The sequence below is a fragment of the Nonomuraea sp. NPDC048826 genome (assembly GCF_043198225.1).
GTDB lineage: Bacteria > Actinomycetota > Actinomycetes > Streptosporangiales > Streptosporangiaceae > Nonomuraea.
In genome coordinates, this window is sequence record NZ_JBICUQ010000001.1 from 278,820 (window position 1) to 294,067 (window position 15,248).

Genomic DNA, 15,248 nt, shown 5'->3' on the forward strand with positions numbered 1-15,248 from the left:
TAACACCCTTGCTAACAGGACGCCACCGCCTGGGCGAAGATGTCGGCAGCCGTGGCGGCCTGCTCGTGGATGACGTGGGCGTAGACGCGGAGGGTGATGGCGGGGTCGGCGTGGCCGAGGCGGGCCGCGACGACGTGCACGGGGGTGCCGGCCATCAGGAGCGTGGTGGCGTGGATGTGGCGCAGTTCGTGGAGGCGGGCGTGGGGGAGTGGTGCCCGCGGGTTCTGCTTGTTGTGGGTGGCAATGAGCTTGGGCATGAGGGAACTGGGCGTGTCTGGGAAGACCGGCTCTCCCCAGCCGGTCGTGAAGACGTAGGCGTGGCCGCCCTTCCAGGACTTGCCGAGCTTGAGACGTTCCTCGTCCTGGCGGGCGCGGTGGGCTTTGAGGACCTTGACCGTGCCCGCGTCGAGGGAGACGACCCGGGAACGGCCGCTCTTCGTGGTGCCCTCGACGCGTTGGCGGTCGAGGACGGCGGCGGTGCCGGTGATGTGGATCTGTGGTTTGTCGAGATCCACGTCTGTCCAGCGGAGGTTGAGCAGTTCGCCTCTGCGGGCGCCGGTGTAGGCAGCGAGGTGGAAGAAGGCGAAGAGGCGGTGGTCTCGCGCAGTCTGGAGGAACGCCCGGAGCTGGGAGGGCGTCCACACCATGCCGGGCTCTGTGGATGAGACTCGGGGGAGCTTGGCGCGTTCTGCCGGGTTGTTGGGCAGGAGTTCGTCTACGAGTACGGCGTCCGTGAGTGCCTTCCGTAGCACCGTGTGGACGTGCTTGACGGTGTTCGGAGCCAGGGGACGGTTCTTCCTGCCGCCGCCGGTCAGCAGGTCACGGTAGAACTTGGTGATCGTCGAAGGGCGTAGAGCCTGGAGGTGGAGGGTCCCGATGCGCGGGGTGATGTAGAGGCGGATCATGTCGCGGTAGCCCTTGAGGGTGTGCGGCTTGATCTCGACGGCGTGGCCCTCGATCCACTCGGCGAGGTATTCGGCGACGGTGATGGTGTTGCGGTCGATGTACTCGCCGCGCCGAGCTTTGACGCGAGCTTCGTCGCGAGCGGCCTTGGCGTCGTCCTCGGTGGCGAAGCCGCCGACCCAGCGCGGTCGGCTCTCGCCGGTTTCGGCGTCCTTCACCCGGACGACGTACGACCAGGTGGTGCCGCGCTTCATGACGCCGTCGCGCAGCTTGGGTGTCTTTTTCTTGCGCGGTTGCTCATCGGGCGTGCCGACGAGGGTCTTGGTCATACGACGGCCTCCTTCCTGGAGAGTTGGGTGATGTAGTCGGTGAGGGCGGAGACGGGGATGCGGCGGGAGCCGTCGATGCGGATGGAGTCGACAGCGCCGGTGGCGAGCAGCTGGTAGAGCTTGCTGCGGGAGATGGCCAGGGCTTCAGCCGCCTCAGGGACCGTGAGGAGGAGCCGGGTCATGGGCAGCTCCCAGCGGACTGCTGAGGGGTCGACAGAGATGTGCCAGTGAGGGCAGCGGCGAGAAGCGCGTCCCCGAGGGAGTGGCCCTTGCCCGCGTACTCCCACTCACTGACCACGAGGACGGTGTCCTCCTCGAAGAGAGGCGGGCGTCCGTGGGTGACCTCCTCGGTGCGAACGAAGCGCTCTCTCGCTGCTCGGAGTTCGCCGAGGGTGGTGGAGTAGCGGCGGGAGCGGGTGGAGAAGTGGCCGCGGAAGCCGAGCATGTGCGCCCACTCGGCGAGCCGTAGCTCAGCCAGCTCCGGTAGGGCGCCGAGGCGCAGGCAGGTGGTGATGAGGCGGCGGGCATGGTCGCGCAGATTGAAGGCGTCCAGAGTGTCGGTGGAGTGGATGCGTCGGTCCAGGGTGCCGACGCATTCGGCGGCCTTGGTGGCGTACTTGGCGATGTAGCCGGCGACGGCTTGTTCGGTGAGGTCGCCGTCCAGGGTGATGGGGCGGATATCGAGCTGCGTGCCCCAGCGCAGGTTGCGGGCGGGCTGGCCCTCGTGGGCGGGTGCGGTGGCGGAGATCGCACGGGCTGCGTGCTGGACGGCCCCGGTGAGGGCGCCTACGGCGGCCCAGGCCGGGGGCGGTGTGACGGGTCCGTCCGGGCCGTCGAGGCGGATGACGGCGTGGAAGTGGACGACGCCGCGCCGCTGGTACTCGGCGACCTTGGCGAAGGACAGTCTCAGGTGGCAGGGCAGGTCCTTGAGGGGCAGGCCGCCGGCCTTGGCGAGGGCGCGGCGCAGGGAGTCGGCGAAGCGCTTCCACAGCAGCGGCGCCAGGGCGTTGAACAGGACGCTGCCGGTGTAGTCGTAGCAGTCCGGGCACAGCGGTTCGCCGAGGCGCGGGTCGTCTGCGTGGTGGCGTTCGGTGCAGGACATCACCCGTCCGTGCGGGCAGGTGTCGGCGTTACGGCGGGCGTGGCAGGGCTTGACCTTGCCGCTGTGCTCTCGGCGGGCGTGGACGGTGCCGAAGGATGGCGCGGTCAGGGTGACGAACAGCGTCGGATGCGCAGTGACGGTCTCGGGGACGCCCTTGCCGCCGATGAGGCCCGCGCGGATGAGCTGGTATGTGTCGGCACGGTAGGTCTCGGCGCAGGCTTGGCAGCGGGAGGCGCGGCGGGTTTTGCACGGCACCCGCAGGACGCCGTCAGGCTCGGTACGGGTCGTGTAGCGGTGCAGCAGTGCCCCGGTGGCGCGGTCGTAGTGTTCGACCTTGCCACGGAGGTGGATCGGTTGGCGGCAGCCGCCGGTGTTGCGGACCTGGGATGCCCAGCGGTGGTAGTCGTCCCGGTTGAGGCGCTTGATCATGCCGGTGATGGCGTGCGCGTTGGCATGGGTTGCGGGCAAGATGGAGACCTCCTCTCACTCGTTCGGGTGATGGGGATGGCCCCCGACCTGGCGTGTGTCTTGGCGGATGTACGGCCAGGCCGGGGGCGCTGCGCGTTACGCGCCGTGGTTGTCGATGCCGGTGCCGTCGCAGTCGGCGCACCGGTCGCCTTCGCTGGCCAGGCCGGTGCCCCCGCAGGTGCAGCAGCGGTAGCGGATCACCAGCAGCTCCTGGACACGGGGTTACCTCCCTTCACGTGGGCGGGTGGTTAGGTAGACGCGCCAGTGATGGGGACGGGCGCGGTCGGGGTAGGCACGGGACACGGCGTAGACGGTGAAGTGCAGGCGTAGGCGGAACAGGGCGTCGATGATCTCGGCTCGGGTGCCGTCGATGCGGATGCGCATAGCTGGTGAGGTCCTTTCTGATCAGGCGGTGCGCAGGGTGCGCAGCAAGTCTGCGGCGAGCTGGTGGGACACGCCCAGGTGGGCGCGGAGCGCGTCGCGGGTGATCGGTTGGCCGTGTTTGGCGTGGTGGTGGTCGTCGGCGACGCGGCGGGCGAAGTCGACCAGCGCGGGCGCGAGGTTGCCGTCCCGGTCGTCTTGGGCGTCGTCCTGGTCCGGGCCGTTCTGCGCGACGAGGCGCGGGAGCGGCGAAGGAGCGAGGACGGGCGCGGACGAGGCCGCCGGGACGGTGGACGGCTCGGGACGGGTGGCGCGGCGTTCCAGCATCGAGATGGCGATGAGGAAGGCGGCGGCCGGGGTGGCTGCGGTGATCCAGCCCCACACGGTCGGCTCGGCTTGGGCGAGGTTGGCGGCCAGGGACAAGGCGATGCCGCCGGTCAGGACGAGGATGGGCCAGGTGATGCGGCCCCGCCGGCCTTTGCCGGTCTTCTTGTCACGTTGGCGTTCGCGGGCGGCCATGACGCAGGTCAGGTCGATGCAGACGGCGACGGCCCAGGCCATCCAGCCGGTCTGGCCGTGCTCGGTGGCGGTATCGCGGATGTGAGTGAACGATCCGGCACCCGCGATGACGGCCAGGACGAGAACCGGGCCGGTGTCGAGCAGCCAGCAGGCCAAGCGTCGCATCGTTCCCTCCCTTCATGAGTTCAGGCGGGTTCAGGCGGTGATGGGTTCGGGCAGATGGGCGGTGATCTCGTCCCAGGCCGGGGCGAGGTGGGCGTGAGCGTTCGCCGCTTGTTCGGCGGCTTGCTCGGTGACGTAGAAGGAGCGTGCGCGGTACCACTGGCCGTCTTGTGAGGCGACGATCGCGACGCCGGGTGTCTCGGAGGCGATGGCGCGGGCGGAGACCAGGGCGGCCGGGTCGAGGTCGCCGAGGGTCATGGTCGCGGTCTCCGGGTCGTTCACCCGGTGACAGATCCGGCCGGAGCACTGCGCGCGCAGGGCGGTTACCCCAGGCCCCAGGTCGGAGCCGATCCTTTGACCGCAGCAGAACAGATAGAGGCCGAACGCCCGCCCGAGCTGGGCGACCCGAAGGAGCGCGGTCGAGGTTTTGGCGATTTCGTCCTTCTCGCTCTTGTCGGCCATTAGGTAGAGCTCGGCCAGTTCGTCGACGAGCACGACGATTGGGAGGGGGCGGATGGCTGGCGGGAGTTGCCAGATGTTGCGGGCACCGGCCTGACGGCACAACCCCATCCGATCGATCATCAGCCCGACGAGATCGGCCAGCAGGTCGACGGATTCGGCGCGGGATGTGGCCAGCGCCGACAGGCGCGGCGCGTACGGGGTGAACTCGACCCCGCCCTTGAGGTCGAAGCCCACCAGCGCCACCGGCTGCGGCGCGAGGCCGACGATGAGCGCGTTGGCGAGGTTCGACTTGCCGGACTGGGTGGCTCCGGCGTTGAGCCAGTGCGGCACGGTACGGAAGTCGATGACCCACTGCTGGCCGGTCTCCAACCGTCCGACCGTCACCTTCAGCAGCTCCGGGGAGGCCGGGAGGTCGTTGACCTTGACCAGCGGGTCGCGCATGGTCGCCATCAGCACCACGCGGCCGGGGCGGGGCGAGGAGACGCGCACCGCGTGGACGCCCCAGGAGTGGGCGAGACGTTCGGCGGCGTCGGCGTAGTCGCCAGGCGTTTGCCCTTCCAGGGTGTGCAGGGTGACGCGCCAGCCGTGCCGGGTCGGCAGCGGGAGCCACATGAACGGTTTGGTGTCGACGGCGACGCGCTGGAACCGGCGGCGGACTTTGACCAGGCCGGTGGAGGCGATCGCGCCGGGGACGGTGGTGAACCACCAGCGTTGCCGCTTCTTGGTCAGCCCGCAGCCGAGCGCCACCCGCCGCCACGAGACGCGGACGGACAGCGCGACGAGCGGGAAGCCGAGGGCGAGCCAGAAGGAGGGGTAGTGCCAGCGACGCCAGGCCCACAGCCCCGCCACCATGACGGCGGAGGCTGTGAGCATCAGGAGCGCGTCACGCATCGGCGGCCTCCCGCACGGGGAGCAGGGCGTTGGCGCGGTAGGCGATGCCCCAGCGGCCGGCGATCTCCCAGACGTAGCCGAGCAGGCCGACCGCGTTGACCTGGTCGCCGACGCCGATGGGCGGTTCGCCGGTGATGCCGATCTTGACGAGTTCGATCCGGCCGAACTCGTCCTCGACGGAGACGGTGACTTCGTAGACGGTGTTGCCGTTCTTGGCATCCCGGCTCAAGGGTCGGCCTCATTGCGGCGCCCGCGCGCAAGAGATGCACGACCACGCGATCAAGTGGGTGGCATCCCGGCTCAAGGGCCGGGCCTCATTGCGGCACCATGCGCCCGCCGGCGGACGCCGACTGGCAGGTGGCATCCTGGCTCAAGGGCCGGGCCTCATTGCGGCCACGGCGGCATGACCTCCACCGCCAAGCCCGAGGCAGTGGCATCCCGGCTCAATGGCTGGGCCTCATTGCGGCGGCTGGGTGTTCTGGGACGAGGAGATCGAGCGCGTCTGTGGCATCCTGGCTCAACGGCCGGGCCTCATTGCGGCTTCCCATGGCTGAACGTCCACCTGGCCGAAGGGCAGTAGCATCCCGGCTCAGCGGCCGGGCCTCATTGCGGCCCCTTACCGTGCGCCATCCCCAGGCGAGGATCTCGCGTGGCATTCTGGCTCACCGGCGCCGTTCGCGGTGGATTACGTAGATTTGCCACTGTAAGCGGATTATACGAACGTCATCTATCGATGGCACCTATGTCCTCGGCAGGGCCCGAGATCCCGGTTTCAGAGGCTACTTCTGAGCACTTGGTGTTCGCGTGCGACTTAATCAGACAAATCAAGTACCACTTTTCAGGAATCCCTGCGCGATCTTCCTGATTCGACTACCGTCCGATCAATCCCACCAGCCCGATTGGAGGTGTTTGGAGTGCGTCTGACTCTCACAACCAGGCGTAGGCGTATCACACTCGTCCTGACGAGAAGGACGATGCGTCGTCACCGTAGATGAGCAGGCTCCGGCTGCGCCTAACAGCCGGAGCTTGCCAGGTGGGGGACGCCTCAACTGGCGTCCCCCACCTTCACCACTGTAGATGAAGCGTTCCCCGCGTTATCGCACGCGGCCTCATCGAGGTTGAGCCCCTGGAGTACGGGTTCGCCCTCCGAAAGTTTCTTCCGCAGGCACGGCCTGCGGCCTCATTGCGCGCGCAGGGCGCAGGAATGTCGGTCCCGGTTGCCATTCTTCTCCTGCAATCGGGAAACCCGTGGCAAGGAGGTGCCGGAGATGAGCAAGAGCCTGGCGGCGCAGCTGGTTGCGGCCTTGGGCGAGGACAGGGCTCACACTGCCGTGGTGGTGCGCGCTGTCTATCAGCCTGTGGGTGGCGCGGGCAATGCGGTGATGCCGCCGACGTTCCCGATTGAGGAGCGGGAGCGAGATCTGACCAAGAAGTACCTCGTGGCCGACCGTCTCGTCGACGGTGAGGTGGTCAAGACCGTCACCATCGACCAGGAGCAGTCGCAGGCCAATCGGGTGGAGGAGGCACTGCGAGACGCCCGGGACGGGGGGCGGATCGAGATGCCCATGCTGGAGCTACGGGCGCCTACCTCCCGTGGGGAGATCCGCATCACCTCGTTCGACGCCCCCCACCGTTATGCGGACGCGTACTGGCGTGACTCGATGATCAACGGGGTTCGGTTCGACAGGAGCCCGATCGGGCAGCGTCTGAGAGCCGTCAGCGCGGCTGATGCCCAGCCGTTGTTTGAGCGTGAGCCCGCTTCGTTGATCTTCGGGGCATGGGACTCTCACCGCAAGGGCCGCTGGCCGAAGTTCGCGCGCCTGTACACGGCGATCATGTTCGGGGTCGGTCCGGTGTTCGGTGCCCGGCGCGGTGGCCGGCTGGACCCGATGAACCTCACCGGAGCGGTGGACAGCAAGGACAAGGCCGAGAACGACTGGCAGTACGTGGCGGAGGGTGGGAAGAAGAGCGGTCAGAAGCTCAGCGAGATCGGCCACGGGAACATCGCTCCCAACCCCGTTCCCGGAGGCGTGACCGTTCGGGAGATTCGCCGTTTGGCGAGCATCTCGCTCGCCGGGATAGAGCGGCTGCGCTTCGGCGATGTCTCGTCCGAGGCCGCCACGACCGCTCGTGCGGCTCTGGTCGCCCTGGCCCTGGCCGGGGATCGGCTGGCCTTCGCCCGCCCCTCGGTGTGGCTGCGTTCGGGCTGTGACCTGGCCAAGATGAGCGAGGAGATCGGGCTGGAACGACCCGGGGGTGATTTGGAGCCCTTGGATGTGTCCGTCGCCGCCGCCATCAATGCCTTCCATGAGTTGAAGGAGTCGGCGGGCAAGCTGGGCGTGGAGATGGCCTCCGACGTGGTCTCGGTGACGCCGATTCCATCGCTTCAGAAAGCGATCGAGGCCACCGTCGCACACGCCGCTTCCGACGAGGGCTGAGCTGATGCCTATCACGGTTCAGGTACGGCTGCGCCATGGCCGCTACGACGCCGGCGGTATCCGGCCCGGGGTCGCTGAGTGGCCGCCGCACCCGGCACGGGTGTTCTGCGCGCTAGTGGCCTCGGCGCAAAGCGCCGAGGATTGGGATGCGCTGCGCTGGTTGGAGCGTTCCGGCGCCCCGGAAGTGTGGGCGGACACGTCCATCAGCGTGAGCCGCACGGACAGCTTCGTGGTGACCAACCAGATCGAGTCCCGTGGCGGGAGCCAGTTCTGGCCGGGCCGTACCAACCAAGCGCGCAGCCGCGCGTCGGCCACCCCGGCGGACGAGGTGTTCGCTGTCGTTTGGCCGGAGGCCGACACAGCTGGTGATCTGCTCATGCGGCTGGAGCGGATGGCGCGGCGCGTGCCGTACGTGGGGCGGTCCACGAGCCAGGCGGAGGTGAACCCACTGTCGGCGCTGCCGGCAGAGCGGCCGACGTGGTCACGGTGGACGCCGAGCCGTATCGGGGTGGCGAACACGGTGGATCTACGGGTTCCCTATCCGGGCTATGTCGACGCGCTGCGCGAGGTCTACGACCTGGGCGGGCGTGCCTGGGAGGTCGGACGTGCCGTTCCTTACAGCCCGCTGGCCGACCAGGTCCCCGCGACGGAGCCGGTACGGGGGCCGTGGGACGACCTGATGATCTGGGGGTTCGCCCGGCCGACCGCTCGGATCAGCGGCGGACAGGTACTGCGGCTGACGTCCGTGTTGCGCAAGGCGGTGCTGAAGCGGATCGGCACCGACATTCCTGCACAGGTGAGCGGCCACGGAGCCGATGACCGGCCGCATGTCGCCTTCCTAGGGCTGCCGGATGTGGGGCATGACCACGCCGATGGTCATCTGCTCGGCGTCGCGTTGGCGATCCCCAGGAACATGCCTGCCGAGGAGTGGAAGCAGCTGGTCCGAGCGGTGATCGGAGCCGACCCTCTGGATCGACTCACGCCCGGGGCCATGCCCGAGATCTCCCTTCAGTACGGGGCCGACCCGCGGCGTCGTGGGCTCCGCGTCGAGACATGGCAGGGGCCTGCTCTGGGGGTGCGTTCCTGGGTGACGGCGACGCCGCTGGTCACCGATGGCATGCTGCGACCCCGGCGCCGTATGGAGGATCTGGTGCTCAAATCTCTGGGTCGGATCGGCTATCCCGATCCGGTTGATCTGGAGGTATCCGCCGCGCCGTTGACCACGGGCGCGGTGTGGCGTCCCCGCCAAGGGACCCTCCCGGAGGGGCGGCCCAAGCGGCCGATGACTCACGTGCGCGTGACGTTCGCGCGTCCCGTCGTCGGGCCGGTCATCGCCGGGTCGCTGCGCTATCTCGGGCTGGGGCTGTTCGTCCCCGAGCGGGAGCAGCCATGACGAGCCTGCACCGGCGGGACTTCGCCGACTTCTACGCCCAGGTCCACACCACCCCCGGAAGCAGCCGCCGCGAGCCGTTCCCCTGGCAGGAGAAACTGCTGGATCGGGTGCTCGCCGACGGATGGCCCGAATTGATCGACGTACCCACCGGCCTGGGCAAGACCTCAGTGCTGGATGTCGCCGTCTTCGCCGCAGCCTTGGACCGCAAGAGCGTGCCCAGGCGGTGCTTCTTCGTGGTCGATCGGCGTCTGATCGTGGATGAGGCGTACCGGCACGCCTGCCGCATCCGCGACGTCGTGGCTGCTGCGAGCACCGACAGCGTGGCCGGCCAGGTCGCCTCAGCCTTGCTGCTGGAGCACGACGAGGAGCCGCTGGAGGTCACCCGGATGCGAGGCGGGGTGACCTGGTCCTGGCGATGGGTGGAACGACCGGACCGGCAGGCCATCGTGGTCGGTACCGTCGACCAGATCGGCAGCCGGTTCCTCTTCCGCGGCTATGGCGTGGGTGATCAGCTACGGCCGATCGACGCCGCCCTGGTCGGCACCGACAGCCTGATCATCGTGGACGAGGCCCATCTGTCCCGGCCCTTCCTCACGACCTTGGCCGACGTCCTGGCCATGGACGCCACCCCAGATGAGGCCAAGCCGGTAGTGGTGACCATGACGGCCAGCCCCACCGCCCAGGGCCCCCGCGTTCACCGCATCAGCAGCGCGGACGAAAACCACTCGGTGGCGGGAAAGCGACTGCATGCGGGCAAGACCGCGCATCTGGTCGAGGTAGGCGGAGCTACCAAAAGGAGCGACCAACCGGTCATAGCCACGCTCGCCCAATGGGTCGACCACCTGTCGGACCGCTACCCGGTCGTGGGTGTCATCTGCAACACCGTGGCCCGCGCCCGATCCGTGTTCGAGCACCTGAACGGCAACCACCCCGGCCGATGCATGCTCCTGACCGGCCGGATCCGCCCTGTGGACCGGGACTACCTCCTGCTGAAGTGGTACGACCGGATCAAGGCCGACCGCCCGCACGAGCCGGACGAACCCGTCTTCGTGGTCGCCACCCAGACCGTCGAAGTCGGCGCCAATCTAGATTTCTCCGCACTCGTCACAGAGTCGGCCTCACTGCCGGCTCTCGTTCAGCGGCTCGGCCGCCTCAACCGCCTGGGTTCCGCTCCGGCGGCCCCGGCAGTCATCGTGCACTCCGCAGCGGACGGCGACGGCGTGTACGGCGGGGCGCGTCAGGCCACCTGGCAGTGGCTGACCACACTGCGAACGCCCATAACGTTCCAGCCGGGTACCCACTCTCCCTCTCTGCCGAAGGAGGGGATCAACGTCTCCCCGGCGGCTCTGCGCCGCCTGACCGCGACGGTGTTCGAGCAGTACCGGGAGACCTGGGAACAGCTTCAGGGAGCCGAGCCGTACACTCCGTACCTGTCGCCGACGCACCTGGATGCCTGGGTGCGCACCTCCCCCATCCCTTGCCCGAACGATCCGTCGCCTGCGCCGTTCCTGCACGGGCTGCAGAGGGAAGTCGCGCATGTGTCTCTCGCGTGGCGGGAACTGGCCGGGGACGACACGGCCTGGCGGCATGCCCTGGAGGCCCTCCCGGTGTCGGCAGAGGAGAGCATCGAGGTGCCGTTGCTGGCCGTACGGCAGTGGCTGTCCGGCAGACAGGTCACCGCCCGCTTCGCCGACGTGGAAGGCGAGCTCGCACCGGACGAACCCGTCTCATCAGGGCCGGGCGCGTCGCGGCGAGTGGTCCGCTACAGCTCGCGTGAGTTGGTGGAGGTCATCGACGCGGATGAGATCCGGCCCGGAGAGCGCATCGTCGTGCCCGCCTCCTACGGGGGCTGCGACGCCTTCGGCTGGAACCCGGCCTCCCGGCAGGCCGTTCGCGATGTCGGCGATCTGTGCAGCGGTAACGGCAAGCGGCGAGCCTCGGTACGGCTCGGGCCGACGCTGACCGCGGCGATCGCCGACCATGACGCGGAACTGGCCGCCGCGTTGGAGGAGCTGATCGACACCGTCGAGCGTGACCGTCAGGCCGAGCAGTTGAAGGCTGGCGCCTACTGCCGCCGGATCGAGGAGATCCTGCCCGCCCAGCCGCAGCTCAGCGACCATCACGGCGATGATCTACCGCCCCACCTCGCTGTCCTGCGGCGTCTGGCCCTGGCCGTGAAACCGGAGGTCAATGAGCACCTGGCCTCGGGCACAGTCGTACTGACCAGCGATATCACCACCTATGGCGAAGATGACAGCGCCCAGGGTTCTTCCACCGCACGCACACCCATGCTGCTGGACGATCACCAACGAGCGGTGCGCAATCGCGCTGAGGAGTTCGCACGCAATCTGCGCCTGCCGCTTGCTCTAGTGCATGCCGTCGGCCTTGCCGCACTGTGGCACGACGAGGGCAAACGGGACCATCGGTTCCAAGCCATGCTGCATGGAGGCGACCGATGGGCCGCCGCGGCTGCCGAAGCCGAAGACCCTCCGCTAATTTTGGCCAAGTCGGGCATGAACCCCCTCGATCGCCATCTGTTCCGTGTGGCTCAGCAGCGCGCCGGCTATCCCACCGGCATGCGCCACGAAGCTCTCTCCGCCCAGATCGCCGGTGCCCTTCTCGACAACGCCACAGATGTCGACCAGAACTTGGTCCTCCATCTGATCGCGGCCCACCACGGCTACAACAGGTCGTTGCTGAAGCCCGTCACCGATCCCGAACCGATCACCAGCATTCAGCGGGACGGACAGAAGATCGAGGTGGACAGTGCCCGCTCCGTCGACTGGTCTGCCCCCCACCGATTCACCGCATTGACCGGCACCTACGGCCGATGGGGACTCGCCCGTCTGGAAGCCATCGTCCGCCTTGCCGACATCTGGTGCTCGGCCCGCGAGGAGAGCGAAGCATGAACACCGTTGAACTCCCCGCCCTGGACGGCCGCGACGCCCTGGGGTTCCTCGCCGCCCTCGGCCTCCTACGTATCCTGACAGAGGAAAGCGGCATTTCAGGGCGGCTGTCGTTCTCTGATACCACCGCCTGTGCCCGCCTGCACAGCCCTTTCCACACGACCGAGGACATCGCCGAAGCGCTGGTCAAGGTCGTACGCTCCATCGAGGAACCCGCCGTACTGCCAGGCATTGAAGCAGGCTTCCCACCCAATGCTGAACTCGGAAAGGATCCACTGCGATGGCCTCGCGAGGAGTATCGGCAACGGGCCGCAGACATCGGCCGCACCCACCCTCTCGCGGCCGAACGCTGGCTGCCCTGCCTCACCACAGACCTGGCCGTTGACGCCCAAGGCCGCGGCGCCTTGTCGCCTTTCATCGCCCCCTCTGGGCAGCAGAAGATTCGCACCTTCTTCGAAAAGCCGCTCCAGGCAGTACGGGACAACCCCGACTACTTGCACCAGGCCCTCACCCGATGGCGCCGCGTCGAAGGCTTCACCGGCGAATACCTCGACCACCGGGTGTTGCGCAGCACCGCCGACGACCCTGAAGGACGAGCCGGACGGGAAGCCGGTGTCCCTGGGGCCACCTGGCTGGCCACCATGGTGCTCCCGCTGTTCCGTCTGGCTGGAGACGGCCAGAGGCTCCGCAGTACTCTGTGGCACCGGGTGGCCGGCGATTACGTCATGATCTGGCCGTTGTGGCAACCCGCTCTCGACACCGACGCCGTGCGTTGCCTTCTCGAACTGCCTGCCTTCGCGCCCATTGACGGTCAACCCACCGTCTCCCGCTCTGAATGGGCTGCTCTTGGGGTCTTCAGCGTCCACGGCGCCCACCGTCAGCGCATCCCGGGACGTACCTTCGACGGAGTACTCTCCCCTCTCCCTATCCAGGTCCGCTGAACCGGATCACACAGCGCGATCGTTTCTTGACAACAGCACAACGCGAATCGAAGACCGGCGAGCTTCGGAACCACCAGTACACACGCCAACCCGGCACGTTCCCAACCCCAAACAAGCCGCGCCACACCCAAAGCGGACGCCAAGACCCGCCACCACCGACTACTGTGAGCCATAGTGCCTGCTCACAAGCCGTGTCACCCGGCCTCAGCGGCCGGGCCTCATTGCGGCGCGACGCCCTGCGGCTGCACCAGCGGACTGGTCACCAGTTTCACCCGGCCTCAGCGGCTGGGCCTCATTGCGGCACGACGGCGCTGGTCAAGGACGCTGTCGAGACTCTGTTTCACCCGGCCTAAACAGCTGGGCCTCATTGCGGCTGGGTGTACGCCTGGAGGCAAGCGAACTGCTTCTCGTGTCACCTGGCCTCAACGGCCGGGCCTCATTGCGGCGTGTAGACGTCGAGCGGAATCTTGCGCCCGTTGTTCAGGTGGTCCACCCCGCCTCAATGGCCGGGTCTCATTGCGGCACGAACCCTGTCTGCCGGATCCCGTACAGAAAGCTATTTCACCCGGCCTAAACAGCCGGGCCTCATTGCGACTGGCACGGCCTCAAGACTGTTGCTGCCGCTCCAGTGGTTTCACCTGGGCTGAATAAACCAGGCCTCATTGCGGCAGGCCAGCGCGCTCCTCCTCAGCGTGAGCAGTTGTTTCACCTGGCCTAAACAGCGGGCCTCATCGCGACCACCAGAACGTCGTGGAACCCGCCTTCCAAAAGGCGGGTTCACCCGGCCCAACAGTCGGGCCTCATTGCGGCGTGAACCCGGTCTGCCGGATCCCGTAGAGGATGTTGAGTTCCACCCGGCTGCACCGCCGGGCCTCATTGTGGTCCCCCGGCGCCCGTCGTGTGGAGGCAGAACCCGCCATGCCGTATCTGTGACGGCAGCCCTGACGGCAACGTCGGCCATCAAGCTCACGCCAAGAGCACTCCCGACGACTGACCGGCTCCTGGTGGAAGCTAGAGGTCACGATGATCGCTACACCTGAAAAGCGGAAGGTCGGCAGTTCGACCCTGGCCCTGACCACCAGCTTCTGAACAAGAGAGAAGCCCCGAAGCGAAGACCGCTCCGGGGCATTTTTGTGGCCCTGACGACAGTGCTGACGACAAAAGAGTTCAGTTTGAGGCAGGTCGCTGCTGTCGCCAGTATTCGGTCTCGTAACCCTTCCAGTCGCAGTCTCGACAGCCGTTCATTCCGTGCATTTGTGCTTGGGCGCGTGTGAAGTCCTCGGCCGCGAACTCGTAGTCGATCTTATTGCAGCGATACGGGGGCACAGCGTGATAACTGGTACGACTTGACTTTGCCGAACCGCGAAGCGTTACCTTCATGGGGCCGAAGAGCTCTTCGAGGAGCACGAGGCCCCATTCGACTCGTCTCGCTGCCTTCTGAATCTCGATCTTGTCCATCTACGTACTCCACTCGGATTGATCGGTGTTAGAAAGTTGCCCGGAGCGTAGAACATGACCGCACCACCTAGCAGGGGGTATGCGCATCCGATATGGCAAGCCACGTTCCGTAAGAATGTGCACTTCAGGGTGTTTCCTGCTGAACCTCTCATCCGATGGCATCACGCAGTTTGCCGAGAGCCTTGTGCTTCTCGTCGAGGGCGGCGCGCGCGTAGATTGTCATGGTGACCTCGGATGCCAGAGTGCCCGACGATTTCGCGGACTACGTGTGGTGGCACGCCGAGGTCGAGCAGGAGGCTCACGCAGGGGTGGCGGAGGTCGTAAGGACGAACGGGTCGATGGGAGTCACGGAGGGCCTCCTTCGGTGTGGCCAGACCGTCGTGGCGCGGCCCGTCCGGGTCCGTCTGTCGGCCAAGCCGTCCGGGCGGTGTGATCGAGAGATTGATGTGCAGGCTCGGGGGCGTTCACTCGGCCGTGCTGGTGGCAGGGACGTTAAGGGGGTGGGTGTGCTCTACTCCACGGCGAGCTCTCGTGGGGAGAGCACGAAGGAGAGACATCATGTCCACCGAGGGACGACCGTTCTGCACGTGGTGTCAGGCCGCTGAGGAGTGGCTGACGATCAAGGATTGGGAGCCGGCGCGCCGACGGTCCATGTCGGTCGAGCACGCACAGGGAGCCTGGCCGGTCACCCGTACCGTCGATGTGGAGGCGGGGGTGACGTACGACTGCCGAAAGTGCGGGAAATCGGGTCTGGTCGGTGTGGGCGACGGCTACCGGCCGCCGGGACTGGAGGGCTGACCAGCTCCTCCGAGGGGAGGGCGGGAGGGCCGCAGGCAGGGCTCTGACCTGATAATTCATATCGGCGGCTCCGTGTGCTCCACACTGGACGAGTAGA

The 15,248-nt window shown here is 67.4% G+C and carries 13 protein-coding genes; 5 read left to right on the forward strand and 8 right to left on the reverse strand.

The window, feature by feature from the left end; genetic code table 11:
* Nucleotides 1-11 precede the first annotated feature (11 nt).
* The 7 genes from ACGFI7_RS01565 to ACGFI7_RS01595 form a co-directional block, all read right to left on the reverse strand.
* Nucleotides 12-1,232, reverse strand: a complete 1,221-nt coding sequence (locus tag ACGFI7_RS01565) for a tyrosine-type recombinase/integrase (protein ID WP_393397901.1) — start codon at nt 1,230-1,232, stop codon at nt 12-14.
* Nucleotides 1,229-1,414: a helix-turn-helix domain-containing protein gene (locus ACGFI7_RS01570; protein ID WP_393397903.1), complete on the reverse strand. Its 186-nt coding sequence runs from the start codon at nt 1,412-1,414 to the stop codon at nt 1,229-1,231. The genes ACGFI7_RS01565 and ACGFI7_RS01570 overlap by 4 nt, the downstream gene beginning before the upstream one ends.
* Complete coding sequence (locus ACGFI7_RS01575) at nt 1,411-2,763, reverse strand: replication initiator (RefSeq protein WP_393399570.1); 1,353 nt, start codon at nt 2,761-2,763, stop codon at nt 1,411-1,413. Before ACGFI7_RS01575 ends, ACGFI7_RS01570 begins: the two co-directional genes overlap by 4 nt.
* 261 nt (nt 2,764-3,024) lie before the next feature.
* Entirely contained in the window at nt 3,025-3,186 is a 162-nt protein-coding gene (locus tag ACGFI7_RS01580) for a hypothetical protein (protein WP_393397905.1), read from the reverse strand.
* 21 nt (nt 3,187-3,207) lie between these two features.
* Entirely contained in the window at nt 3,208-3,867 is a 660-nt protein-coding gene (locus tag ACGFI7_RS01585) for a DUF2637 domain-containing protein (protein WP_393397907.1), read from the reverse strand.
* Nucleotides 3,868-3,897: 30 nt separating this feature from the next.
* Complete coding sequence (locus tag ACGFI7_RS01590; RefSeq protein ID WP_393397909.1) at nt 3,898-5,217, reverse strand: FtsK/SpoIIIE domain-containing protein; 1,320 nt, start codon at nt 5,215-5,217, stop codon at nt 3,898-3,900.
* Nucleotides 5,210-5,446, reverse strand: coding sequence for a hypothetical protein (locus ACGFI7_RS01595; RefSeq protein ID WP_393397911.1), 237 nt, complete (start codon nt 5,444-5,446; stop codon nt 5,210-5,212). The genes ACGFI7_RS01590 and ACGFI7_RS01595 overlap by 8 nt, the downstream gene beginning before the upstream one ends.
* Before the next feature lie 1,039 nt (nt 5,447-6,485).
* Here ACGFI7_RS01595 and cas7u point away from each other — a divergent pair.
* The 4 genes from cas7u to ACGFI7_RS01615 are packed head-to-tail and all read left to right on the forward strand — an operon-like array spanning nt 6,486 to nt 12,895.
* Nucleotides 6,486-7,655, forward strand: coding sequence for a type I-U CRISPR-associated RAMP protein Csb1/Cas7u (gene cas7u, locus ACGFI7_RS01600; RefSeq protein WP_393397912.1), 1,170 nt, complete (start codon nt 6,486-6,488; stop codon nt 7,653-7,655).
* A gap of 4 nt (nt 7,656-7,659) precedes the next feature.
* Nucleotides 7,660-9,048, forward strand: coding sequence for a type I-U CRISPR-associated protein Csb2 (gene csb2, locus ACGFI7_RS01605; protein ID WP_393397914.1), 1,389 nt, complete (start codon nt 7,660-7,662; stop codon nt 9,046-9,048).
* Entirely contained in the window at nt 9,045-11,957 is a 2,913-nt protein-coding gene (gene cas3u, locus ACGFI7_RS01610; protein ID WP_393397916.1) for a type I-U CRISPR-associated helicase/endonuclease Cas3, read from the forward strand. The genes csb2 and cas3u overlap by 4 nt, the downstream gene beginning before the upstream one ends.
* Entirely contained in the window at nt 11,954-12,895 is a 942-nt protein-coding gene (locus ACGFI7_RS01615) for a hypothetical protein (RefSeq protein WP_393397918.1), read from the forward strand. The genes cas3u and ACGFI7_RS01615 overlap by 4 nt, the downstream gene beginning before the upstream one ends.
* A gap of 1,167 nt (nt 12,896-14,062) precedes the next feature.
* On the opposite strand, the gene ACGFI7_RS01620 is transcribed toward ACGFI7_RS01615, so the two are convergent.
* Nucleotides 14,063-14,353, reverse strand: coding sequence for a hypothetical protein (locus ACGFI7_RS01620; RefSeq protein ID WP_393397920.1), 291 nt, complete (start codon nt 14,351-14,353; stop codon nt 14,063-14,065).
* Between the two features lie 558 nt (nt 14,354-14,911).
* Between ACGFI7_RS01620 and ACGFI7_RS01625 the strand changes: the two genes are divergently transcribed.
* Nucleotides 14,912-15,151: a hypothetical protein gene (locus ACGFI7_RS01625; protein WP_393397922.1), complete on the forward strand. Its 240-nt coding sequence runs from the start codon at nt 14,912-14,914 to the stop codon at nt 15,149-15,151.
* Nucleotides 15,152-15,248 lie beyond the last annotated feature (97 nt).